At 66.4% G+C, this 20,665-nt stretch carries 24 protein-coding genes and 1 pseudogene; 16 read left to right on the top strand and 9 right to left on the bottom strand.

What is annotated here, in order from left to right:
• Positions 1-14 precede the first annotated feature (14 nt).
• The 6 genes from VKI00_RS12230 (at position 15) to VKI00_RS12205 (ending at position 4,785) form a co-directional block, all read left to right on the top strand.
• Complete coding sequence (locus VKI00_RS12230; protein ID WP_324437717.1) at positions 15-821, top strand: thioesterase family protein; 807 nt, start codon at positions 15-17, stop codon at positions 819-821.
• 91 nt (positions 822-912) lie between these two features.
• Entirely contained in the window at positions 913-1,788 is an 876-nt protein-coding gene (gene proC / locus VKI00_RS12225) for a pyrroline-5-carboxylate reductase (RefSeq protein WP_324437716.1), read from the top strand.
• Between the two features lie 138 nt (positions 1,789-1,926).
• On the top strand, positions 1,927-2,190 hold the full coding sequence (locus VKI00_RS12220) for a helix-turn-helix domain-containing protein (protein ID WP_324437715.1): 264 nt from the start codon (positions 1,927-1,929) through the stop codon (positions 2,188-2,190).
• Between the two features lie 198 nt (positions 2,191-2,388).
• Positions 2,389-2,490, top strand: a complete 102-nt coding sequence (locus VKI00_RS12215; RefSeq protein WP_003402602.1) for a 30S ribosomal protein bS22 — start codon at positions 2,389-2,391, stop codon at positions 2,488-2,490.
• Between the two features lie 146 nt (positions 2,491-2,636).
• Positions 2,637-3,695 (top strand): SDR family oxidoreductase, encoded by a 1,059-nt coding sequence (locus tag VKI00_RS12210; protein WP_324437714.1) that lies wholly within the window; start codon positions 2,637-2,639, stop codon positions 3,693-3,695.
• A 22-nt stretch (positions 3,696-3,717) separates the two neighbouring features.
• Positions 3,718-4,785 carry a lysophospholipid acyltransferase family protein gene (locus VKI00_RS12205; protein WP_324437713.1) on the top strand — a complete coding sequence of 356 codons (1,068 nt, stop codon included), beginning with the start codon at positions 3,718-3,720 and terminating at the stop codon, positions 4,783-4,785.
• A gap of 6 nt (positions 4,786-4,791) precedes the next feature.
• Here the strand turns inward: VKI00_RS12205 and VKI00_RS12200 are convergent, their stop codons facing one another.
• The 8 genes from VKI00_RS12200 to VKI00_RS12165 form a co-directional block, all read right to left on the bottom strand.
• A complete protein-coding gene (locus VKI00_RS12200) occupies positions 4,792-5,664 on the bottom strand; it encodes a cyclopropane mycolic acid synthase family methyltransferase (RefSeq protein WP_324437712.1) in 873 nt (290 codons plus the stop codon).
• A 37-nt stretch (positions 5,665-5,701) separates the two neighbouring features.
• Positions 5,702-6,214, bottom strand: coding sequence for an FAS1-like dehydratase domain-containing protein (locus VKI00_RS12195; protein ID WP_324437711.1), 513 nt, complete (start codon positions 6,212-6,214; stop codon positions 5,702-5,704).
• 43 nt (positions 6,215-6,257) lie between these two features.
• Complete coding sequence (locus VKI00_RS12190) at positions 6,258-7,121, bottom strand: HAD-IB family hydrolase (RefSeq protein ID WP_324437761.1); 864 nt, start codon at positions 7,119-7,121, stop codon at positions 6,258-6,260.
• A gap of 129 nt (positions 7,122-7,250) precedes the next feature.
• Complete coding sequence (locus tag VKI00_RS12185; protein WP_324437710.1) at positions 7,251-7,622, bottom strand: hypothetical protein; 372 nt, start codon at positions 7,620-7,622, stop codon at positions 7,251-7,253.
• Positions 7,623-7,653: 31 nt separating this feature from the next.
• Positions 7,654-8,076 (bottom strand): hypothetical protein, encoded by a 423-nt coding sequence (locus VKI00_RS12180; RefSeq protein ID WP_324437709.1) that lies wholly within the window; start codon positions 8,074-8,076, stop codon positions 7,654-7,656.
• Positions 8,076-10,934 carry an NAD(+)--arginine ADP-ribosyltransferase gene (locus VKI00_RS12175; RefSeq protein WP_324437708.1) on the bottom strand — a complete coding sequence of 953 codons (2,859 nt, stop codon included), beginning with the start codon at positions 10,932-10,934 and terminating at the stop codon, positions 8,076-8,078. The genes VKI00_RS12180 and VKI00_RS12175 overlap by 1 nt, the downstream gene beginning before the upstream one ends.
• 4 nt (positions 10,935-10,938) lie before the next feature.
• Positions 10,939-11,229 (bottom strand): WXG100 family type VII secretion target, encoded by a 291-nt coding sequence (locus VKI00_RS12170; RefSeq protein ID WP_324437707.1) that lies wholly within the window; start codon positions 11,227-11,229, stop codon positions 10,939-10,941.
• Positions 11,222-11,533 carry a WXG100 family type VII secretion target gene (locus tag VKI00_RS12165; RefSeq protein WP_324437706.1) on the bottom strand — a complete coding sequence of 104 codons (312 nt, stop codon included), beginning with the start codon at positions 11,531-11,533 and terminating at the stop codon, positions 11,222-11,224. Before VKI00_RS12165 ends, VKI00_RS12170 begins: the two co-directional genes overlap by 8 nt.
• A gap of 78 nt (positions 11,534-11,611) precedes the next feature.
• Here VKI00_RS12165 and VKI00_RS12160 point away from each other — a divergent pair, with 78 nt between their 5' ends.
• The 8 genes and pseudogenes from VKI00_RS12160 to VKI00_RS12125 all read left to right on the top strand — a co-directional run bounded on the left by VKI00_RS12160 (position 11,612) and on the right by VKI00_RS12125 (position 18,218).
• A complete protein-coding gene (locus VKI00_RS12160; protein WP_324437705.1) occupies positions 11,612-11,875 on the top strand; it encodes a glutaredoxin family protein in 264 nt (87 codons plus the stop codon).
• Positions 11,876-11,972: 97 nt separating this feature from the next.
• Positions 11,973-13,322: a glutamyl-tRNA reductase gene (locus VKI00_RS12155; protein WP_324437704.1), complete on the top strand. Its 1,350-nt coding sequence runs from the start codon at positions 11,973-11,975 to the stop codon at positions 13,320-13,322.
• A 13-nt stretch (positions 13,323-13,335) separates the two neighbouring features.
• Positions 13,336-14,317: pseudogene (gene hemC, locus VKI00_RS12150) on the top strand (hydroxymethylbilane synthase).
• Positions 14,298-15,956 (top strand): bifunctional uroporphyrinogen-III C-methyltransferase/uroporphyrinogen-III synthase, encoded by a 1,659-nt coding sequence (locus VKI00_RS12145; RefSeq protein ID WP_324437703.1) that lies wholly within the window; start codon positions 14,298-14,300, stop codon positions 15,954-15,956. The pseudogene hemC and the gene VKI00_RS12145 overlap by 20 nt, the downstream one beginning before the upstream one ends.
• Positions 15,957-16,003: 47 nt before the next feature.
• On the top strand, positions 16,004-16,936 hold the full coding sequence (hemB, locus tag VKI00_RS12140; protein WP_324437702.1) for a porphobilinogen synthase: 933 nt from the start codon (positions 16,004-16,006) through the stop codon (positions 16,934-16,936).
• Positions 16,933-17,373 (top strand): hypothetical protein, encoded by a 441-nt coding sequence (locus VKI00_RS12135; RefSeq protein WP_324437701.1) that lies wholly within the window; start codon positions 16,933-16,935, stop codon positions 17,371-17,373. Before hemB ends, VKI00_RS12135 begins: the two co-directional genes overlap by 4 nt.
• Positions 17,374-17,421: 48 nt before the next feature.
• Positions 17,422-17,973 carry a DUF3093 domain-containing protein gene (locus VKI00_RS12130; protein WP_324437700.1) on the top strand — a complete coding sequence of 184 codons (552 nt, stop codon included), beginning with the start codon at positions 17,422-17,424 and terminating at the stop codon, positions 17,971-17,973.
• Positions 17,973-18,218 carry a hypothetical protein gene (locus tag VKI00_RS12125; RefSeq protein ID WP_414687176.1) on the top strand — a complete coding sequence of 82 codons (246 nt, stop codon included), beginning with the start codon at positions 17,973-17,975 and terminating at the stop codon, positions 18,216-18,218. Before VKI00_RS12130 ends, VKI00_RS12125 begins: the two co-directional genes overlap by 1 nt.
• Positions 18,219-18,220: 2 nt before the next feature.
• Here VKI00_RS12125 and VKI00_RS12120 read toward each other — a convergent pair whose 3' ends face one another.
• Complete coding sequence (locus VKI00_RS12120) at positions 18,221-19,048, bottom strand: alpha/beta hydrolase (RefSeq protein WP_324437698.1); 828 nt, start codon at positions 19,046-19,048, stop codon at positions 18,221-18,223.
• A 147-nt stretch (positions 19,049-19,195) separates the two neighbouring features.
• Between VKI00_RS12120 and VKI00_RS12115 the strand changes: the two genes are divergently transcribed.
• The gene (locus tag VKI00_RS12115) at positions 19,196-20,059 is read left to right on the top strand and encodes an oxygenase MpaB family protein (protein WP_324437760.1); all 864 of its coding nucleotides are present in this window, start codon (positions 19,196-19,198) and stop codon (positions 20,057-20,059) included.
• The gene (locus VKI00_RS12110) at positions 20,040-20,651 is read left to right on the top strand and encodes a helix-turn-helix domain-containing protein (RefSeq protein ID WP_324437697.1); all 612 of its coding nucleotides are present in this window, start codon (positions 20,040-20,042) and stop codon (positions 20,649-20,651) included. The genes VKI00_RS12115 and VKI00_RS12110 overlap by 20 nt, the downstream gene beginning before the upstream one ends.
• Positions 20,652-20,665 lie beyond the last annotated feature (14 nt).

The following is a 20,665-nucleotide window of genomic DNA, read 5'->3' as shown; positions in this document are numbered from 1 at the left end:
AACCGCAGGAGTTCATGACCGCGTTATTCAGCTCTGCGATGGCGCTGCGCGAGGTCGACCCCGGCGTCTTTGCCGGTGAGTTGAACAAGCACTGGACCATCGGGCCCAAGGTGCACGGCGGGGCGATGCTGGCGTTGTGCGCCAACGCCGCCCGCAGCGCCCACGGTGGGCGCGTCGAGCCTGTCGCGGTGTCCGGCAGTTTCCTGTCGGCGCCCGACCCCGGCCCGATGCAGCTCGTGACGTCGATCCGCAAGCGCGGACGCCGGATCAGCGTCGTCGATGTGGAGCTCATTCAGGGTGACCGCGCCGCCGTGCACGCCGTGATCACACTCGGCGAGCCCGAGCACCTGGCACCGCCGCTGCTGTCGGCCAATCCGGTGGTGGGCCTGATGGACCCCGAGCCGCCCGGCTATGTCGCGCCGATCGGTCCCGGCCACCCGCTGGCCGGGCTGGTCAACCTGGCCGAGGGCTGCGATGTGCGGCCCCTGATCACCACGCTGTGCCCCACCGACGGCCGGCCACCGGTGATCCAGCTGTGGGTGCGGCCGCGCGGCCTGGCGCCCGACGTGCTGTTCGCGCTGATGTGCGGAGATGTTTCGGCGCCGGTGACTTTCGCGGTGAACCGCACTGGCTGGGCGCCGACGGTGCAGCTGACCGCGTACCTGCGGGCAGTGCCGGCGGACGGCTGGTTGCGGGTGGTGTGCACCTGCATGCAGATCGGGCAAGACTGGTTCGACGAGGACCACACCGTCGTCGATTGCGAGGGCCGCATTGTGGTGCAGGCCCGCCAGCTGGCGATGGTCCCCGCGGCGCAGGCCTGAGTATCGCGGGCGACCCGCTGCGCCCGGCTTCGCCGCGCTTGCGATCGCCCGGTACCCGCGAAACCCTTAGTCGTCTGCCATGCTGTGCGACATGGCGAGAATCGCGATCGTCGGCGGGGGCAGCATGGGCGAGGCCCTGCTGTCGGGCTTGCTGCGCGCCGGCCGCCAAGTCAAGGACCTGGTGGTGGCCGAGAAGATGCCCGATCGCGCGCGATACCTCGCGGAGACGTATTCGGTGCTGGTGACCTCAGTGCATGATGCGGTTGAGAACGCGACGTTTGTCATCATCGCGGTGAAACCCTCCGACGTCGCTTCGGTGGTCGCCGAGATCACCGCGCTGGCCGCCGAATCCAGCGACGACGTCCCCGAGCAGGTGCTGATCACCGTCGCGGCGGGGGTCACCACGGCCTACCTGGAGTCCAAACTGACGGCCGGGACGCCGGTGGTCCGGGTGATGCCGAACGCGCCGGCATTGGTCGGCGCCGGGATCAGCGCCATGGCCAAGGGCCGGTTCGCGACCAATGAGCAGCTCAAAGAGGTCGCTGCGCTGTTCGACTCGGTGGGTGCCGTGCTGACGGTGCCCGAGGAACACCTGGACGCCGTGACGGCGGTATCCGGTTCCGGTCCGGCGTATTTCTTCCTGATGGTCGAGGCGTTGGTGGACGCCGCCCTCGGAGTCGGGTTGAGCCGCTCGGTGGCCACCGAGTTGGTCGCCCAGACGATGGCCGGGTCGGCGGCGATGTTGCTGGACCGAATGGAGCAGGACCGCGGAGCACCCGGTGAGAAGGCCTCGGACCTATCCCTGGACACCACCGCCGCGCGGCTGCGCGCGATTGTTACCTCGCCCGGCGGTACTACCGCGGCTGCGCTGCGGGAACTGGAAGGCCGCGGTTTGCGGGCGGCCGTCGACGAGGCCGTGCGGGCCGCAAAAACACGCTCTGAGCAGCTAAGAATTACATCAGAGTAATTTATAGAATTTTATTTATTTGCTCTCACCCGTCGCAGTAACCCCACTAGTCCCGCTATTCTCCTCTTGGTATGCACCTGTGGGTGCCAGCGGAGGGGAAGCCGCTGGGACTGCAGATGCCTGACTGATTGGGTTGCGATGACGTCTATGAACGGGCCATCGGCACGGGATTCGGCTGGCGGTAAATCGGGACGTGATACAGGTTCCGTAGACGGCCAGCCGCCCCGGACGCAATTCCTGACTGTGGCCGAAGTGGCAGCGCTGATGCGGGTCAGCAAGATGACGGTCTACCGGCTGGTTCACAACGGTGAGCTGCCGGCAGTCCGAGTGGGGCGATCCTTCCGGGTGCACGCGAAGGCCGTGCACGACATGCTGGAGAGCTCCTACTTCGACGCTGGCTAACGCCGGCAGTTGGACCGCGACACTTAACCCTCGCGGACACGCCGATAGGCGTCGCAGTGGCTTAAGTCTCGCGGTCATCGGATGCTGCGCGAGTGATCGGTGGTTTTGGTGTTCGACGCGCCCACCCGGGTAGAGTGTGCGGGTTGTTGCACATGGTCGACCATGGCGGACTCGTGCCGTCACACAGATAGCGGAGTTATGGGTTCAGTAATCAAGAAGCGGCGCAAACGGATGTCGAAGAAGAAGCATCGCAAGCTGCTTCGCCGTACCCGGGTGCAGCGCAGAAAACTCGGAAAGTAACTTCCGCCAACGGTTGCCGCAGGTCGCAGGAGACGCCTCGGCAGCTGAGAGGTCGCTAGGCTAGCAACGTGGATTTGTCGGGCGGTGAACCAGACACCGGAACGGGCACCCGGACAAGTGGCACTGACGGTAGTGCGAGTGATTCCGTGCATTACCCGAAGGTCGTATTGGTCACCGGTGCTTGCCGGTTCTTGGGTGGTTACTTGACCGCACGCCTGGCGCAGAACCCGCTGATCAACCGGGTCATCGCGGTTGACGCGATCGCGCCCAGCAAGGACATGCTTCGCCGGATGGGCCGTGCCGAGTTCGTCCGCGCCGATATCCGCAACCCGTTTGTCGCCAAGGTGATTCGAAATGGCGACGTCGACACCGTGGTGCACGCCGCGGCGGCGTCGTTTGCGCCGCGCTCCGGTGGCGGCGCAGCGTTGAAAGAAATCAACGTGCTGGGCGCGATGCAGCTGTTTGCGGCCTGCCAGAAGGCGCCGTCGGTGCGTCGAGTGGTGCTCAAGTCGACGTCAGAGGTCTACGGGTCCAGTCCGCACGATCCGGTGATGTTCACCGAGGACAGCAGCAGCCGTCGTCCGTTCCGCGAAGGGTTTCCGAAAGACAGCCTGGACATCGAGGGTTACACCCGCGGGCTGGGCCGGCGTCGGCCCGATATCGCGGTGACGATTCTGCGGCTGGCCAACATGATTGGTCCGGCGATGGAGACCACGCTGTCGCGATACCTGGCCGGGCCGCTGGTCCCGACGGTGCTCGGCCGCGACGCACGGCTGCAGTTGCTGCACGAGCAGGACGCGCTGGGCGCCCTGGAGCGCGCCGTGATGGCCGGCAAGGCGGGCACCTTCAACATCGGCGCCAACGGGGTCATCATGCTGTCGCAGGCGATCCGCCGCGCCGGGCGAGTCCCGTTGCCGGTGCCCGGATTCGGGCTGTGGGCGCTGGACTCAATACGACGAGCCAACCACTACACCGAGATCAACCGTGAGCAATTGGACTACCTGAGTTACGGCCGGGTAATGGACACGACCAGGATGCGACAGGAGCTCGGATACCATCCCAAGTGGTCGACTGCGGAGGCTTTTGACGATTATGTTCGCGGCCGAGGTTTAACTCCCATTATCGATCCAGAGTGGGTACGCTCGATCGAAGGTCGGGCCGTGGCAGCAGCGCAGCGCCTTGGTGGCCGAACCAAAATCAACTAAGGGGTGGGGGCAGGGTCTTTTAATGGCGGGCGATTCGAAGGCGAAAGTTATTCCGTTGCACTCGAATTCGAGCCGTGCAGCGGCGCAGCGGCGCGCCGACCAACGTACCCAAACTTCTCGTCAACATCCCTCGCTGCTTTCCGAACCCGGCTCGCGCGCTTCGGCCGATCAGATCGCCGCCGTGGTCCGCGAGATCGACCAGCACCGTCGCGCTGCCGGCGGCAAATCCGACACCCACGAGCCCGCCAACGAGCTGACGCACAAGGTCAGTGCCGTCGCCGAGTTTCTGCGGCAACGCCTGACCGGCGATTACAGCGTTGACGAGTTCGGGTTCGATCCGCACTTCAACGACGCGATCGTGCGGCCGCTGCTCAGGTTCTTCTTCCGGTCGTGGTTCCGGGTCGAGGTCAGCGGAGTCGAGAATCTGCCCGAGACCGGCGCGGCGTTGGTGGTGGCCAACCACGCCGGCGTGCTGCCGTTCGACGGGCTGATGGCCTCGGTAGCTGTTCACGACAAGCATCCGGCCCATCGCGATCTGCGGCTGCTGGCCGCCGAAATGGTGTTCGACCTGCCGATGGTCGGTGAGGCTGCCCGCAAGGCGGGTCACACCATGGCGTGCACCGCCGACGCCCACCGGCTGCTGGCTTCCGGGGAACTGACCGCGGTGTTCCCCGAGGGATACAAAGGGCTGGGCAAGCGCTTCAAGGACCGCTACAAGCTACAGCGGTTCGGCCGCGGCGGCTTCGTGGCGGCGGCGCTGCACACCAAGGCGCCCATCGTGCCGTGCTCGATCGTGGGCTCCGAGGAGATCTACCCGATGCTGGCCGACGTCAGGCTGCTGGCGCGCCTATTCGGTCTGCCCTACTTCCCGATCACGCCGCTATTCCCGCTGGCCGGTCCCGCCGGGCTGGTGCCGCTGCCATCGAAGTGGCACATCGCCTTCGGCGAGCCAATCTCCACCGAGCATTACGCGGCCGCTGACGCCGAAGATCCGATGGTCACCTTCGAACTGACCGATCAGGTGCGCGAGACCATTCAGCAGACGCTCTACCAGCTGCTGGCCGGCCGCCGCAACATGTTCTTCGGCTGAGCCCGCCTACGCCGCCGGTTTGACCAACGTGAACTGGCAGACGTCGGTGTTGCCCTTGCTGAACAGGTCGGCGCAGCCGGTCAGGTACCTCATGTAGCGCTCGTAGACCTCTTCCGACTGGATCGCGATGGCCTCGTCCTTGCGCGCCTCCAGCGCCGCCGCCCAGATCTCCAGGGTGCGTGCGTAGTGCAGCCGCAGCGACTGCACACGGGCCACCTCGAAGCCGGCCTTGTCCGCGTGCTTTTCGACAAGCGCCACGTTGGGCAGTCGGCCGCCGGGAAAGATCTCGTTCATCATGAATTTGACGAACCGTGCCAGCGTCATCGTGATCTTGATCTCGCGCTGCTGGATTTCCTCGACCGCGGGGACCACGATCGTGTGCAGCAGCATCGTGCCGCCGGCCGGCAGCGCGGTGAAAGCCATCTTGAAGAAGTCGTCGTAGCGGTCGAAGCCGAAGTGCTCGAATGCGCCGATGGAGACGATTCGGTCCACCGGTTCGTGGAATTGCTCCCAGCCTTCCAGCAGGACCTGCCTGGAACGTGGGGTGTCCAGCTCGTCGAGCGATTTCTGCGCATGTGTGGCCTGGTTCTTGCTCAACGTCAGGCCGATCGCGTTGACGTCGTAGCGCTCGATGGCACGCCGCAACGTGGCGCCCCAGCCGCAGCCGACGTCGAGCAGCGTCATCCCGGGCTGCAGGCCCAGCTTGCCCAGCGACAGGTCGATCTTGGCCAGCTGGGCCTCTTCCAGCGTCATGTCGTCGCGTTCGAAGTACGCGCAGCTGTAGGTCTGGCTGGGGTCCAGGAAGAGCCGGTAGAAGTCGTCGGAAAGGTCGTAGTGCAACTGGACGTCGTCGAAGTGCGGCGTGAGATTCGTGCTCATCGGTTTCTGCTCTCCCCCTAACAGGTCCCGGCCGACACTATGCGCCGCTGCGGATAGAAGCAATTGCTGCAATCGTCGCAGCTGCGTCCGCATCAGGGTTGGACGACTCGCCGAGCATGGTGACGATGCTGGTGATCACCGGATTGGCGTCGGCGTCTGTGACTTCGCTGCGGATCTCGGCGATTACGGTTCCGTGGGATTCGATGACGTTGTCCAGATAGGTGTCGAAATACAGCCGGTCACCGGCCATGATCGGCCGGTGAAAGACGAATTTCTGGTCCCGGTGCAGCACCCGCGCAAGGTTGATCGGGATGTCGAACTTGGTGAAGACGTCCAGCTGAACACGCCGTCCGGCGACCGCAAGAAAGGTGAGCGATGCCACAGTGCTGTCGTAGCCGGCCTCGGCGGCCGACGCCTCGGAATAGTGCGACGGATGGTCGTCCTTGACGGCCTGTGCGAGCTCGCGGACCTTTTCGCGTCCGACGTCGAAGTAGTCGGGGAACCGGTAGTGCGTTCCGATGAGTCCTTCGGCGCCCTCGGGAAGTGACATGCGTTGATCTCCACTCTTAGGGGGTGCTCAGCGGCGCAGCTTATCAGCGCGATTGGCGTCGGGACGCGACCGCGGCCAGTGCACCGCCCGCTGCACCCAGCGCCAAGGCCGACGGCACGCCGATCCGGGCGGCCTTACGCGCCGTCCGAAAGTCACGGATCTCCCAGCCCCGTTTGCGGGCAAAGTCACGCAGATGGCTGTCGGGGTTGATGGCGACGGCCGTCCCGACCAGGGAGAGCAGCGGCACGTCGTTGTAGCTGTCGGAGTAGGCGGTGCAGCGCTTCAGGTTGAGACCCTCCCGGATGGCCAGCGAGCGCACCGCGTGCGCCTTGCCGGGGCCGTGCAGAATCTCGCCGACCAGCCGGCCGGTGAACACGCCGTCGACCGATTCGGCGACCGTGCCCAGCGCGCCGGTCAGGCCGAGCCGGCGGGCGATGGTGATGGCGAGTTCGTACGGTGTGGCGGTGACCAGCCAGACCTGCTGGCCGGCATCGAGGTGCATCTGCGCCAGATCGCGCGTGCCGGTCCAGATCTTCTCGGCGATGATCTCGTCGTAGACCTCTTCGCCGAGTCTCTCCAGCTCTTCGGTGCGCCGGCCTTCGATGAAGGCCAGGGCCTTGCGTCGGCCCGCGGCGACGTCGTCGCTGTTCTCCCGTCCGATGAGCTGAAACTTGGCTTGCGCGTAGACAAATCCGAGCACGTCGCGATATGTGAAGTACTTGCGAGCGGCCAAGCCGCGGCCGAAATGTATCAGCGACGAGCCCTGCACCAGCGTGTTGTCCACGTCGAAGAACGCCGCCGCGGTCAGGTCGACCGGCGGCTGCTCTGGCCCGGGGGTGTCGTCGGTCTGGATGTCCACCAGCGCGCGGTCGGCGCTGGCGTTGGCCGCCAGCGTCTCCAGTTCCAGCTCAGCCGGGTCGGGTCCTGCATTGGGGCCGGGTTCTACGGTGTCCGAGCCGCCGGGAGCGCTCACCCTTCAACAGTATCCGGCCGTCGCGCGTTGGGGTGGTCGGCAAGGCCGGTGGCGCAGGGGAGGTCACCGGAGTTGGCTGCTCGCCTCTAGGGCGGCGCTGCCATACGGGTCTTCCGGTACGCAGAAGACGACCTCGCCCGAGCCGAATCGCTGCGTGCCGCCAATCGCCATCATCTCTCCCGACTGAACACCGACCACGAGCTCTCGCCTGCTCTCGTTGAGCTTTGCATTCATTGGTTCGAAGGAAAGCACATCCCTAGTCAAATCGAGGCTGAGTTTGCCGGCTTCGGAATCAATATCGATCGAAATGAGTGAGTAGTAGTTGTCGTAGGGTTTGCCGAACCAGCCGGTCGGTAGCACAATCCCGATCACGGTGAGTTCTTGGTAGACGTCGAAGAAGGCCTTGATAAGCCCCGACGGGGCGTTCAAATCCATTCAGCAATGCCAACCCAAAATCCTGTGACTGCTACTTGTCATTCGAGGGGCCCCAATATTTGTCAGCATTTGCATTCTCGAGGGCGGTAAGGTCTTGACAAGCTTGTGCGGCTGATGAGTCGGAGAAGAGGTCTTCTATCCGGGATATGTTGTCACGCAACCAGGCTACAGCCTCGACGGGCGAAATTGGATTTCTTTCGTCAAAGCCATCCAAGTGCTGCCGAATTATCGATGCACGGAACCAGTTTTGGGGAGCGGCCAGCTTAGTTGGCGCTAAGTTAAACAGAATCTGTCCTCTGTCATTAGTGATCTGCCAGCTGATTGTGGGACCTGTCACTGTTAACGAGGCGTTGATTGTCTGGGCGCCTGTGGTCGTGGAATCGGTAATGTGGTAATGGCGGTTCAGATAAAGGAAGTCAAAATATTTCAAGAAGAACTCCAGGAGCGACTTCACTACAGTTTTCCTTCTGTCGGTGGAACCAAGGTATCGCCTACCCGTCTGTATCCGTGGGACTCAAAATACCGAATCTCTGCACCCGTGAAGCTATTTGGGCTTATCTTCCCAAACGGCACTGACAGCGTGATGGTGTCATGATTCGCGATTGCCAGGTCAAGTGCGTGCTGGTTGGCGGCGATTCTCTCGATCGGCGTAGCCGCCTCCCAAGCGTCCTCGATATCGAAGTAGCTCGCGTCGAGGGCGTCCGCCATTTCGATGTATGACGGTCCGCCGCCCGGCGGCCGAAATGGTCCGATTACGGTTCTGCCGCTGCCATTGAAGTGTTGTTCGGAGAGTGCCCGCAACTCTGGGCTCATGTGCTCTAACGGGTTGGTCAAATTGAACTCTGGACGACTAGGTGTCGCAATTTCTTGAGGCACGTCGTGGCCTGGTGGGTGTGTCTCGTGCGGTCCGCCGCCGTCCCCCGGTCCGTGATGCGAGCCTTGATGTGGGGGTGGTTCGGGTGGGTGATCGCCCGGTGCGCCACCGTGTGCCCGTGGAGGTGGTGGTGGTTCGGCCGGACGCCCACCGCCGGGCTCGGGGCTGTGGGTCAACGGCCGCTCCGACGAGTGCTGTGCACCTGGCCAATGGCTAGCGCGTCCAGCCTCCGCGGGTCTGGGCTGTGGTGCGTAAGCGGCTTTAGGCGCGAGTTCAGCCGAACGTGCACCGGCTAACCCTGGCGCGAGTGTCGGAGGGGCAGACGCCGCCACAGGTTCGCCCCCAAGCGGTAGGTGGCCCAACCCGGATGGAACTGCCGCTGCGGGTTGGGGTACCGCGTCCACTGGCGTGTGGTCCACCCCGGACGGAACTGTCGCCGTCGGGTGAGGATCCTCAGCTGCTGGGACGTGGCCTTCTCCTGATGGCGTTGACGCCACTGGTTCGTGTGGCACACCTGGCGGCGTGGGCTCTCCGCTGGGTGGGGTTGTCGCGGCTGGTTGGGGTGGTTCGCCCGCCGGTGGCGGGCTCTCGCCGGGTGGAGTTGTCGCCGCTGGGTGCGGCGGCTCGGCGGCCGGCGGCGGACCTTCGCCCGATGGGGGCGGCGGTGATGGCGCGGGTGGCTCGGCCGCCGCTGGCGGGCTGTCGCCGGATGGAGTTGCTGACATCGGGTGGGGTTCGGCGGACGGCGGGGGGCCTCCTCCCGGTGGCGGCGGTGGGCCTCCACCGGGTGGGGGCGGTGGGGGTGGCGGCGGGCCGTGCCCTGGTGCAGCTGGCTCAACCGGCGGCTTGGGACCCTCGCCCGGCCCGGGCCTGTCGGCGGCCGGCGCCTTCGATTCGGTTGGGCTGTGCGGTGGCGTGTCGTGGGGTGCTGGTGCGGGTTTGGCTTCGGTTGGGCCATGCGGCGACGGGCCTTGGGGCGCCAGATCGTGCGGTGCCGGGTCGTGAGGCGCGGGCGGGGGCTCCGCGTGCGGTACGTGCGGTGCCGGTGCAGCAGGACCGGATTTCGCCACATCACCGAGCCCCCGCATCGCCTCGGCTTCCCTGGGGGCCGCCTTCGCTGCAGCTTCCGCTGCGTCAGCGGCAACGTGAGCGCCCTTGGCGGCCGCCGCTGCTTCACCGCCACCAGGAACAAACAGCGAAGCAATGTCAAAGGTGCTCTTGCCGGCGGCCTCGGCAGGGTTGGTTGACCACTCGTCCCAATGGACGGCATTCTTACCCAGGGTTTTCCACGCGTCTGCGACACCGGGCGCGTGGTCGCCGCCGAGACCGACGAGCGGAGCCATCCCGTCGATCATCTGCGACCAGGAGTCGTACCAGCCTTTTGGATCGACGAAAGGTCGTATCGCCCCGTAGGTCCAGCCATCCTTGATCAGACCGCCCGCCTCTTCGGCCAGGCCCTTGCCGAACTGGCCCACCTGGTTGATGGCCCGACCGACTGGGGTGCCGTGCAGGAACTGATCCCACTCCTTCTCGGCGTAGCGACCCATGGTGGTGAGAATCGTCTCCGCTTCGGTGACTGCGGTGGCGATTTGTTGGCGCAGCGCATCGACTTCCGCGGTGAAGTTGTTGACGATCGTGCGAATATCGTTGGCGATTTTCCTGATCTCGTCTTCGTCTTGATCGGTTAGAAACTCCCAGACCTCTTTGAGCCCAGTCGTCGGGTCGCATATACGCGACAACAAATCCAGGATCGCCGCGTGAACCGCATCGATCTTGGCCGCATAGGCAGTCAGCTGAGTCGCGATGGACACGCACTGTTGCAAGATCGTTCCCGCGCTGCGGCCAGCTTCACTGAACGCTGCGGCCATCGCCGAACCTTCGGGTATCTGTTGGGCGCCGATAATGCCCATCGGTCCGAGGGCACCCGTGATTTCGCTGACCTCAAAGTTGGTGCCGGCGCTAATCCAAGCCGCCGCTGCACCCCGCAATTTCGCCGAATCGCCGTTGGGCCAAATCATTCCGATGAAGGGAGCCACCCATCCCCAGCCCGCTGGCGCACTGGTACCTTCCCCGACGGCCGACGGCGTCGCACCCGGCCGCACAGCAGCGGTTTGATGCGGGGCGGGAAGGGCTTCGCCGTGCCCCGACACATTTGAATTCGCGTCGGCGACCGAATAGTTGTGCGCCGACATGCGCACGCCATAACCCAGCCCGCACAATCCATTACGGGTGGTAGCCATTGCCTCGAGCAGTTTGGATGCCGAAGTGTTGTAGCTGCGCCCAAATGCCGCACCGGCGGGATCGTTACCGGCCATCCCGTTGCATCCGCCAAGCGCCGAGGTCAATGTCGAGACGACGGACCCAAGATTCTCGCCAACCGAAATTACCTGAGCACCAGCGCCGTCCAGCGCCGCCGGATCGACGGTAAGCGGAGCCATTAGCTCAGGGCCACATGGCCAGATTTGCTGCCATCGCGCCGGTGTAGTTGTGATGCGCCGTGGTTCCGGCAGTTTTCAACTGCCCCAACGCTTCTCGCATCGTCTTCTCACCATGCGACCAATGCCGGTGTGCCTCAGCGTGAGCGGCAGCCGCCTCGCCTGACCACGTCTGGTGGAGATTAGCCACCAGCGAGTTGATTTCACCGACCACGCTTTCCGTATGCTGCACGAACTCGCCCATCAGCTGCAGCGCATCCGCCAACGCCTCCGGATCCACGCTGAACGGCTCAGTCACGGTCAATCCCGCATAGCTGTTGGGTCGACGCCGACTCTTGAGTCTGGAAGTCAACACCGACGACACCGACCGCCTTCGCCAGAATCGACAGCCCCAAGTGGATCTCACCGGCTCCGCGATGCCACAGGTCCCATGCCTGCCCATAGGCTCCGCCCGCTCCACCCTGCCAGCCGGCCACCATGTCGCGGACCTGGCTATCAAGCTCAATAAGCCTGGAATGCAAGTCTTTTGCCGCACCCGACAACGCCTGCGAAACCCCGTGCATCGCCTCGGGATCAGCCCGCAGAACCCTGGGATCAGCCATAGTGGTAAAGCTAATGCCCAGACGCACGCGGCACAATTCACTCCGGCGTCAAAACACACCACCTGCCACACTGGGGCGATGAGCCGTTCACAGGTGCAGCTGTTGACCCGCGCCGGCTGCACGATCTGCGACGGGGTGCATGCGCAGCTAAAGCAACTGGCCGCCGAACTCGACTTCGACTTGTCGACCACCGACGTCGACGCCGCCGCCGCGGCGGGCGACAGCAGCCTGCGCGCCGAGTTCGGAGACCGGCTCCCTGTGGTCCTGCTCGACGGCCGCGAGCACAGCTACTGGGAAGTCGACGAGCCCCGGCTCCGCAAAGATCTCGAGGGGCCCCGGTGACGACCGCGCAAATTTGGTGGCCCACCTGTAAAACGTCTACCGTGGACCTCAGTTCGATCACTGGTGATAGCAAGGGAGCAGGCCAGGTGATGCAGCCGTGAGCGTCCTGCTCTTTGGGGTGTCGCACCGCAGCGCCCCGGTCTCCGTTCTGGAACAGCTGAGCACCGACGAATCCGACCAGATCAAGATCATCGAGGAGATGATGCAGTCGCCGCTGGTCACCGAGGCCATGGTGCTGTCCACCTGCAACCGGGTCGAGGTCTACGCCGTGGTCGACGCCTTCCACGGCGGTCTGTCGGTCATCGGGCAGGTGCTCTCCGAGCATTCCGGGATGTCGCTGGGCGACCTGACCAAATACGCCTACGTGCGCTACAGCGAGGCCGCCGTCGAGCACCTGTTCGCCGTGACCAGTGGCCTGGACTCCGCCGTCATCGGCGAGCAGCAGGTCCTCGGCCAGGTGCGCCGCGCCTACGCCGCCGCCGAGGCCAACCGCACCGTCGGCCGGGTGCTGCACGAGCTGGCTCAGCGCGCGTTGGCGGTCGGCAAACGCGTTCATACCGATACAGCGATCGACGCCGCGGGCGCGTCGGTGGTGTCGGTCGCGCTGGGCATGGCCGACACCAGGCTTGGCGGCCTGAAAGGCAAGACCGCGGTGGTGGTCGGCGCCGGCGCGATGGGTGCGCTGTCGGCGGCTCACCTGATCCGGGCCGGCGTGCGGGACATCCACGTCGTCAATCGGTCGCTGCCCCGGGCGCAGCGGTTGGCCCGCAGGATCCGCGAATCGGGCGCCGGAGCCGAAGCGCTTGGCCTCGACCGGCTGCCCTCCGCGCTGGCCGACGCCGACGTGGTGGTGAGCTGCACCGGCGCGGTGCGTCCGGTGGTGTCGCTGGCCGACGTGCACCATGCGCTGGCCGCCACCCGCCGCGACGAAACCGACCAGCCGCTGGTGATCTGCGACCTGGGTATGCCGCGCGACGTCGACCCGGCGGTCGCCGGGCTGCCGGGCGTCTGGGTCGTCGACATGGACCGAGTGCAGCGCGAACCGTCGGCTCGTGCCGCGTCCGCCGACACCGAGGCAGCCCGCCACATCGTCGCCACCGAAGTCGCCACCTACCTGGCCGGACAGCGGATGGCCGAAGTCACTCCGACGGTGACCGCGCTGCGCCAACGGGCCGCCGACGTCGTCGAGGCGGAGCTGTTGCGCCTGGACAACCGGCTGCCAGGACTCGACGCCGCACACCGCGACGAGGTGGCCCGCACCGTGCGGCGAGTGGTCGACAAGCTGCTGCACGCACCGACCGTGCGGATCAAGCAGCTGGCCAGCGCGCCCGGCGGCGATAGCTATGCCGAGGCGCTGCGCGAGTTGTTCGAGCTCGACCAGACTTCCGTCGACGCCGTCGCGACCGCGGGTGAATTGCCCGCTGTCCCAACCGATTCCGCAGAGTAGCCGCTTGTCAGACGTGATCCGGATAGGCACTCGGGGCAGCCTGCTGGCCACCACCCAAGCTGGTGGCATTCGGGACGCCTTGGCGGCCAACGGCCATCGCGCCGAGTTGGTGACCATCAGCACCGAGGGTGACCGCTCGTCGGAGCCGATCGCCAGCATCGGTGTCGGGGTTTTCACCGCCGCACTCCGCGAAGCCATCGACGACGGCCGCGTGGACGCGGCGGTGCATTCGCACAAGGACTTGCCGACCGCCGATGATCCACGGTTCGTGATCGCCGCGATCCCACCCCGAGAGGATCCCCGCGACGCGGTGGTGGCCCGCGACGGGTTAGTGCTGGCACAGCTGCCGAGCGGCTCGGTGGTGGGCACCTCGTCGCCCCGGCGGGCCGCGCAGCTTAGAGCACTGGGTCTCGGTTTGGAAATCCGCCCCCTAAGAGGCAACCTTGATACCAGGTTGAACAGGGTAAGTAGCGGTGATTTGGACGCAATCGTGGTAGCCCGGGCGGGTCTGGCCCGACTAGGGCGTCTCGACGACGTCACCGAGACGCTGGAGCCGGTGCAGGTGCTGCCGGCACCGGCTCAAGGTGCGCTCGCCGTCGAGTGCCGCGCCGGGGATTCCCGACTGGCGGCACTGCTGGCCGAGCTCGACGACGCCGACACCCGCGCGGCCGTCACCGCCGAGCGTGCCCTGCTCGCCGAACTGGAGGCGGGTTGCTCCGCGCCAGTGGGGGCGATCGCCGAGGTGGTCGAGTCCATTGACGAGGACGGCCGAGTCTTCGAGGAGCTGTCGCTGCGCAGCTGCGTGGCGGCGCTGGACGGATCCGACGTGATCCGTGCGTCCGGTGTCGGCAGTCCGGATCGGGCACGAGAGCTCGGGCTCTCGGTGGCCGCCGAGCTGTTCGAACTGGGGGCACGGGAACTCATGTCGGTGGCGCGGTAATAAACCCGCACGAGGAAGTACTGGGAGAGACACAGATGACGACGCGAGGGCGTAAGCCGAGGCCCGGCCGCATCATGTTCGTGGGCTCGGGTCCGGGCGACCCGGCTCTGCTGACGACGCGGGCCGCGACGGTGCTTGCGAATGCCCCCCTGGTGTTCATTGACCCCGACGTGCCTGAGCCGGTGCTGGCGTTGATCGGCAAAGACTTGCCGCCAGTGTCCGGGCCTGCGCCGGCCGGGCCGGTGCCGTCGGAGGGCGGAACCACCGAGGGAGCCGGTACTGACGAACAGCCCGCTGCGGTGGTGTCGGTCGGACCCGACATCCGGCCGGCGCTGGGCGATCCCGCCGAAGTGGCGAAGACGCTGGTCGCCGAGGCCCGTACCGGGACTGACGTGGTGCGACTGGTCGCCGGTGACCCGCTGTCGGTGGACGCGGTGATCACCGAGGTGAACGCCGTCGCGCGCGGCCACCTGCACTTCGAGGTGGTGCCCGGCCTGGCCGCCGGCTGCGCGGTGCCGACCTACGCGGGGTTGCCGCTGGGCTCGTCGCACACCGTTGCCGACGTGCGCGGCGACGTGGACTGGGGGGCTCTGGCCGCGGGGCCGGGCCCGCTGATTCTGCACGCCACCTCGTCGCACGTGGCCGAGGCGGCGCGCACCCTGATCGAGTACGGGCTTGCCGACAGCACGCCGTGCGTGGTGACGTCCTCGGGCACCACCTGCGCGCAGCGCTCCGTGGAGTCCACGCTGGGCGGGCTGACGGATTCATCCGTGGTCGTCGCAGCCGACCCCGCGACACCGTCGCCGGTCGTGGTGACGATCGGCAAGACCGTGCACAACCGGGCCAAGCTGAACTGGTGGGAGAGCCGGGCACTCTACGGCTGGACCGTGCTGGTGCCGCGGACCAAGGACCAGGCCGGCGAGATGAGCGAGCGGCTGACCGCGCACGGCGCGTTGCCGATCGAGGTGCCGACCATCGCCGTCGAGCCGCCACGCAGCCCCGCGCAGATGGAGCGCGCGGTCAAGGGTCTGGTCGACGGCCGCTATCAGTGGGTGGTGTTCACCTCCACCAATGCCGTGCGCGCGGTGTGGGAGAAGTTCGGTGAGTTCGGTCTGGACGCCCGCGCGTTCTCCGGGGTGAAAATCGCCTGCGTGGGCGAATCGACCGCCGACCGGGTCCGCGCGTTTGGTATCAGCCCGGAGCTGGTGCCCTCCGGTGAGCAGTCGTCGCTGGGCCTGCTGGACGAATTCCCGGACTACGACAGCATTTTCGATCCGGTGAACCGGGTGCTGCTGCCGCGTGCCGACATCGCCACCGAGACGCTGGCCGAAGGCCTGCGCGAACGTGGCTGGGAGATCGAGGACGTCACCGCCTACCGGACGGTGCGGGCGGCTCCGCCGCCGGCTGCCACCCGGGAAATGATCAAGACCGGTGGTTTCGACGCAGTGTGCTTTACCTCCAGCTCGACGGTGCGCAACCTGGTGGGCATCGCCGGCAAGCCGCACGCGCGCACCATCGTCGCCTGCATCGGCCCCAAAACCGCTGAGACCGCAGCCGAATTCGGTTTGCGGGTCGACGTGCAGCCCGAGACCGCCGCGGTGGGTCCGCTGATCGAAGCGCTCGCCGAGCATGCCGCCCGGCTGCGCGCCGAGGGCGCGTTGCCGCCGCCGCGTAAGAAGAGCCGCAGGCGCTAGTGTCGTTCCCCCGGCAGCGTCCGCGTCGGCTCCGCTCGACTCCGGCGATGCGCCGGTTGGTCGCGCAAGCGTCGCTGGAGCCAAGGCATTTGGTGTTGCCGATGTTCGTCGCCGACGGTATCGACGAGGCGCGGCCGATCGCCTCGATGCCCGGTGTGGTGCAGCACACCCGCGACTCGTTGCGCGCCGCCGCCGCCGAGGCGGTACGTGCTGGGGTGGGCGGGCTGATGCTGTTCGGCGTGCCCCGCAACGAGGACAAGGATGCAGTCGGCTCGGCGGGCTCGGATCCTGACGGGATCCTCAACGTCGCATTGCGCGATCTGGCCAAGGATCTGGGCGAGGCCACCGTGCTGATGGCCGACACCTGCCTGGACGAATTCACCGACCACGGACACTGCGGTGTTCTGGACGCACGCGGCCGGGTCGATAACGACACCACGCTGAAGCGATATGTGGATTTGGCAGTGGCACAGGCAGATTCGGGTGCGCATGTGGTGGGCCCGAGCGGCATGATGGACGGTCAGGTGGGAGCGATCCGCGACGGCCTGGACGCCGCGGGCCACGCCGATGTGGTGATCTTGGCGTATGCCGCCAAGTTCGCCTCGGCGTTTTACGGTCCATTCCGCGAAGCCGTGAGCTCTAGCCTGTCGGGCGACCGGCGCACCTACCAGCAGGAGCCGGGCAATGCCCGCGAGGCGCTGCGCGAGGTGCGTCTGGACCTCGACGAGGGCGCCGACATCGTCATGGTCAAACCCGCATTGGGCTACCTGGACGTTGTGTCTGCGGCGGCCTCGATTTCGCCGGTGCCGGTGGCCGCATACCAGGTGTCGGGGGAGTACGCGATGATCCGGGCCGCGGCGGCTAACGGCTGGGTCGACGAGCGCGGCGCCGCGATGGAATCCCTGACCGGGATCCGGCGGGCGGGCGCCGACATCGTGCTGACGTATTGGGCCGCCGAAGCGGCGGCCTGGCTGTCGTGACGGGTCCCGTCCCGCCGCGGCCGCCGGGGCCAGCGGAGCCGCAGACCCGGCCCGTCGACGTCGACACCGGCTTTTGGCTGTGGGTCGCGGCCTTGCCGCTGATGGTGATCGGCTACGTCGCCGACATGGTCGGATCATCGGTCGGTCACCGATCGCCGGTGCTCTTGGTGGCGTCAGGGCTTTTCACCGCGGTGGTGTGCGCGATCGTGGTGACCTTCCTGATCCTGATGCGGGCCGGTTATCGCTGGGCCCGGACTCTGCTGACCGGCGGCGGCGTAGCCACCGTCGTCTACATCGGGACCAGGCTGTTCACTGTGAGCTGGCCGCCGATGTTCGCGGTGATCTGTGGTGTCGCTGGTATCGTCGGGTCGGTGCTGATCGCCGGTGGGATGTTCCTGCTGCACCGCAGCGACGCCCACACGTACTTCACCAGGTAGGGACCCCCAGGTGGTTTGGCGTCGGGCGCAGCAGGGGATGATGTTTCGATGACTGCGGGCACGAAGACCGAGGCCGCTCCGCTCTTTCGCGAGGCCGGGGCCAGCTGGTACTGGGTGCTGGTCGGTCCGGCGTCGGCCGCGGCCATGCTGTGGCTCGAGAAAGCCAACGGGTATGGCTGGCAGATCAGCGTCCCGTTGCTCTTTCTCGTGCTGGTAACGAGTTTCATTGCGCTCCAAGTCAAGGCGGCCCGCATCCACACGTCGGTGGAACTGACCAGTCAGGCGCTGCGCCAGGGCACCGAGACCATCAAGGTGGCCGAGATCGTCAAGGTATACCCGCCGGCGGACCATCCGCTGACATCCGAAAAGGACCTGGAGCGTTGGCAATCGGCACGGGCACTCGGTGAGCTGGTCGGGGTGCCCAAGGGGCGCACCGGCATCGGTCTGCGGCTCAGCGGTGGACGCACCGCGCAAGCGTGGGCCCGGAGACACCGGCACCTGCGCGCCGCGCTGACCCCACTGGTCGAGGAGCGGGTCGAACCGGACGGGCCGCCGCCTGATAAGCACGACGACGGTGACGACGCCGGATCACGCTGGTGATGGCCCGATTTCAGGCTTTCATCGCGCTCGCCCTGGCCTGCGCGGCGGCGGTCGGCTGCGCCGTCAGCTGGTCGGCGGTGCGCTCCACCGTGGCCGTCGCACCCGTGGTCGATGGCCAGCCGGTCACCACGTCGGTGGTCTACGACCCTCAGCTGCTGCTGTTGACGCTGCTGCTGGCGACGGCGGCCGGCATGCTGGCGGTGGTCGGTGTGGCCCGACTTCGGCGAGGCGGCCGACCCGCCTGAATTCAGGACGCCAACCAGGCCAGCTCGTCGGGCAGGTGCTGCTGCCAGAACTCCGCGTCGTGGCCGCCCGGGTAGAAGCCGCCGGCCGGCTGGCTGGGCAGCCGGTCCACGAATTCCCGAGTGGCGATGTAGAAGCCGTCGCCGGTCCCGCAGTCCACCCGCAGCGGAACCGACGTCAGCTCCGCGGGATTCACCGTGGAGTTCTTCCGGAAATCGTCGAGGCCGTCGAAGGCATCCTGCGGCGCTCCCCAATACGTCAGGTAGAGCGCCGGGCTGATCGCACAGACCGCGAAGGTCCGGGCCGCGCCAATCCGGGAGCTCAGCCGCATCGCCCCGTACCCGCCCATCGACCAGCCCATGAACGCCACCCGTGACGTGTCCAGACCCTTGCCGGCAAGCATCGGGATCAGCTCGTTGAGCACCATCGCGCCGGAGTCTTCGCCGTTGGCCCGCGGCCGCCAGTAGCCGTTGCCGCCGTCGACGCTCACCAGCGCGATCGACGGCTTGCCCGTTGCGGGCAGTTTGGCCAGGGCGCTCTCGACGCCGAGGCTCATCACCCCGGCGGCATCGCTGTCCAGCCCGTGCAGCGCGATCACCGTGCGCAACAGGCCGGTCTGGCCCGGCGGGCGGGCGATGATCCACTTCGTGTCCTTTCCACCGCGCGCTGCGGAGACGAATGAGCCCTCCTCGCGGGTGGGCAGCGGACTGCTCAGCGGAGCGGGCGCCGCCCGGGTCGCATCCGGCAGCGCCCCCAGCGCCCACAGACCCGCGGCACCGGCACCGGTGACGCCCAGGCGCAGCGCGGTCCGGCGGTTCGTCCGATGGGTCATGGGATGCACCAGCGAATCGTGCCAAGCCAACGGGCGCTGAGCGGCAACGGTCTGACAACAGTCCGGCAACAACCCCTGGCGGTGAGGCTGGCAACCCGGCGGTTGGAACAAAGTGCAAAATATGTAACACTGTTCCACGTGGCCGAGCTGACTGAGTCATCCGCGTCTCCAACGACTGGTGACGCCCTGCCGCTGGGGCCGCAGTCGTTGGTGTGGCGGTACTTCGGCGACAATCGGATGTTCCTGATCGGCCCGCGGCCTGCGGTGCTGCAGAACATGCTCGCCGAACTCGGGCAGGGTGTTCTGGACCACTCGGTGTTTTTCAGCGACACCGCGGCGCGGGTCAAACGTTCGCTGCCGCCGATCTTCATGACCGTCTACGGCGCCGACGGCGACCATCCGGGGCAGCAGGTGCGTGATTTTCATCACGGCATCAAGGGGACAATGCCCCCCGGGCAAGGAAAAGCGGCGCGGTATCACGCGTTGGATCCGGATACCTATTTCTGGGCGCACGCCACCTTCGTCGAGCAGGTGCTGTACTTCGCCGACACCTTCGTCAAACGCCTCACCGACGAGGAGAAGGAGCAGATCTACCTCGAGTCGAAGACGTGGTATCGCCGTTATGGAGTGAGCGACCGGCCGATGCCGGCCGACTACGACGAGTTCCAGCGGTACTGGGACCACATGCTTGACCAGGTCATGGTCGCCCATCCGACCGCCAAATACGGTGTCGGATATGTGACTAAGGGGTTTCCGTGCCCCAAGGGTGTGCCGCCGCTGGTGTGGCGTGTGGTTTCGCTGGCGTTCAACCCGGTCGCGGCGTTTCTGACGACCGGCGGTCTGCCGCCGCGGGCACGGACCCTGCTCGGCCTGCCCTGGAGCGACCGGCAGGAGCGTCGCTACCAGCGTTTCGCCGCAGTGTGGCGGTCGCGGCCGGTCAACTGGCTGTGGGATCATCTTCCGATGCGGCTGCGCTACAACGGGTTTGCCAGTGCCGGCTACGCCCGCTAACAACCCAGCCGACCCCGCTACTACTGCCATCCTCGATGCCGCCGTCGTCGAGTTCGAACAGCACGGCTTCCGCCGGGTGGCGCTCGACGACGTAGCCCGTCGGGCGCGGGTCAGCCGCACGACTATCTACCGGCGATTCGCCGGACGCGACGAACTGGTCGCCGCCGTCATCGACCGGGAAAACGCGGTGCTTTTCGCCGACATCGCCGACGAATTGAAAAGCCGTCGGCCGCAATCGAATTACTATGTCGAGGCGTTCACGCTGTCCATCATGCGATTCCGCCAACACCGCGTGCTGACCCGGATGCTCGCCGACGAGCCCGGCCTGATGATCGAGTTGGCCAACCGGCACTGGGATGCCGCGGTCGAGCGGATGGCGGCCGCATTGCGGATCATTTTCCCGGACGGCTTTGCCGAACGGATCGGGGCGCAGGCAATCGACGAGCTGGCCGAAACCATCCTGCGCTATGCGGCGATGGTGCTGCTGTTGCCCAGCCGAAAACCCCTGACCAACGCCGCCGACATTCGCGCCTTCGCCACCGAGCATTTCCTGCCAAGCCTGCCTGCCGTGTTGCGGGCTGTCCCGGTGTGAGTCGAGCGGGATCA

It is taken from the genome of Mycobacterium sp., assembly GCF_035314665.1.
Taxonomy (GTDB): domain Bacteria; phylum Actinomycetota; class Actinomycetes; order Mycobacteriales; family Mycobacteriaceae; genus Mycobacterium.
The sequence above is the reverse complement of the archived record's forward strand: the minus strand, read 5'-3'. Positions and strand labels throughout refer to the sequence as shown.

Coding starts and splice junctions, on each gene's coding strand:
- VKI00_RS12230 (WP_324437717.1), top strand. CDS start 15: ATGACCGCGTTATTCAGCTCTGCGATGGCGCTGCGCGAGGTCGACCCC.
- proC (WP_324437716.1), top strand. CDS start 913: ATGGCGAGAATCGCGATCGTCGGCGGGGGCAGCATGGGCGAGGCCCTG.
- VKI00_RS12220 (WP_324437715.1), top strand. CDS start 1,927: ATGACGTCTATGAACGGGCCATCGGCACGGGATTCGGCTGGCGGTAAA.
- VKI00_RS12215 (WP_003402602.1), top strand. CDS start 2,389: ATGGGTTCAGTAATCAAGAAGCGGCGCAAACGGATGTCGAAGAAGAAG.
- VKI00_RS12205 (WP_324437713.1), top strand. CDS start 3,718: ATGGCGGGCGATTCGAAGGCGAAAGTTATTCCGTTGCACTCGAATTCG.
- VKI00_RS12200 (WP_324437712.1), bottom strand. CDS start 5,664: ATGAGCACGAATCTCACGCCGCACTTCGACGACGTCCAGTTGCACTAC.
- VKI00_RS12195 (WP_324437711.1), bottom strand. CDS start 6,214: ATGTCACTTCCCGAGGGCGCCGAAGGACTCATCGGAACGCACTACCGG.
- VKI00_RS12185 (WP_324437710.1), bottom strand. CDS start 7,622: ATGGATTTGAACGCCCCGTCGGGGCTTATCAAGGCCTTCTTCGACGTC.
- VKI00_RS12175 (WP_324437708.1), bottom strand. CDS start 10,934: ATGGCTCCGCTTACCGTCGATCCGGCGGCGCTGGACGGCGCTGGTGCT.
- VKI00_RS12165 (WP_324437706.1), bottom strand. CDS start 11,533: ATGGCTGATCCCAGGGTTCTGCGGGCTGATCCCGAGGCGATGCACGGG.
- VKI00_RS12160 (WP_324437705.1), top strand. CDS start 11,612: ATGAGCCGTTCACAGGTGCAGCTGTTGACCCGCGCCGGCTGCACGATC.
- VKI00_RS12145 (WP_324437703.1), top strand. CDS start 14,298: ATGACGACGCGAGGGCGTAAGCCGAGGCCCGGCCGCATCATGTTCGTG.
- hemB (WP_324437702.1), top strand. CDS start 16,004: ATGCGCCGGTTGGTCGCGCAAGCGTCGCTGGAGCCAAGGCATTTGGTG.
- VKI00_RS12130 (WP_324437700.1), top strand. CDS start 17,422: ATGACTGCGGGCACGAAGACCGAGGCCGCTCCGCTCTTTCGCGAGGCC.
- VKI00_RS12125 (WP_414687176.1), top strand. CDS start 17,973: ATGGCCCGATTTCAGGCTTTCATCGCGCTCGCCCTGGCCTGCGCGGCG.
- VKI00_RS12120 (WP_324437698.1), bottom strand. CDS start 19,048: ATGACCCATCGGACGAACCGCCGGACCGCGCTGCGCCTGGGCGTCACC.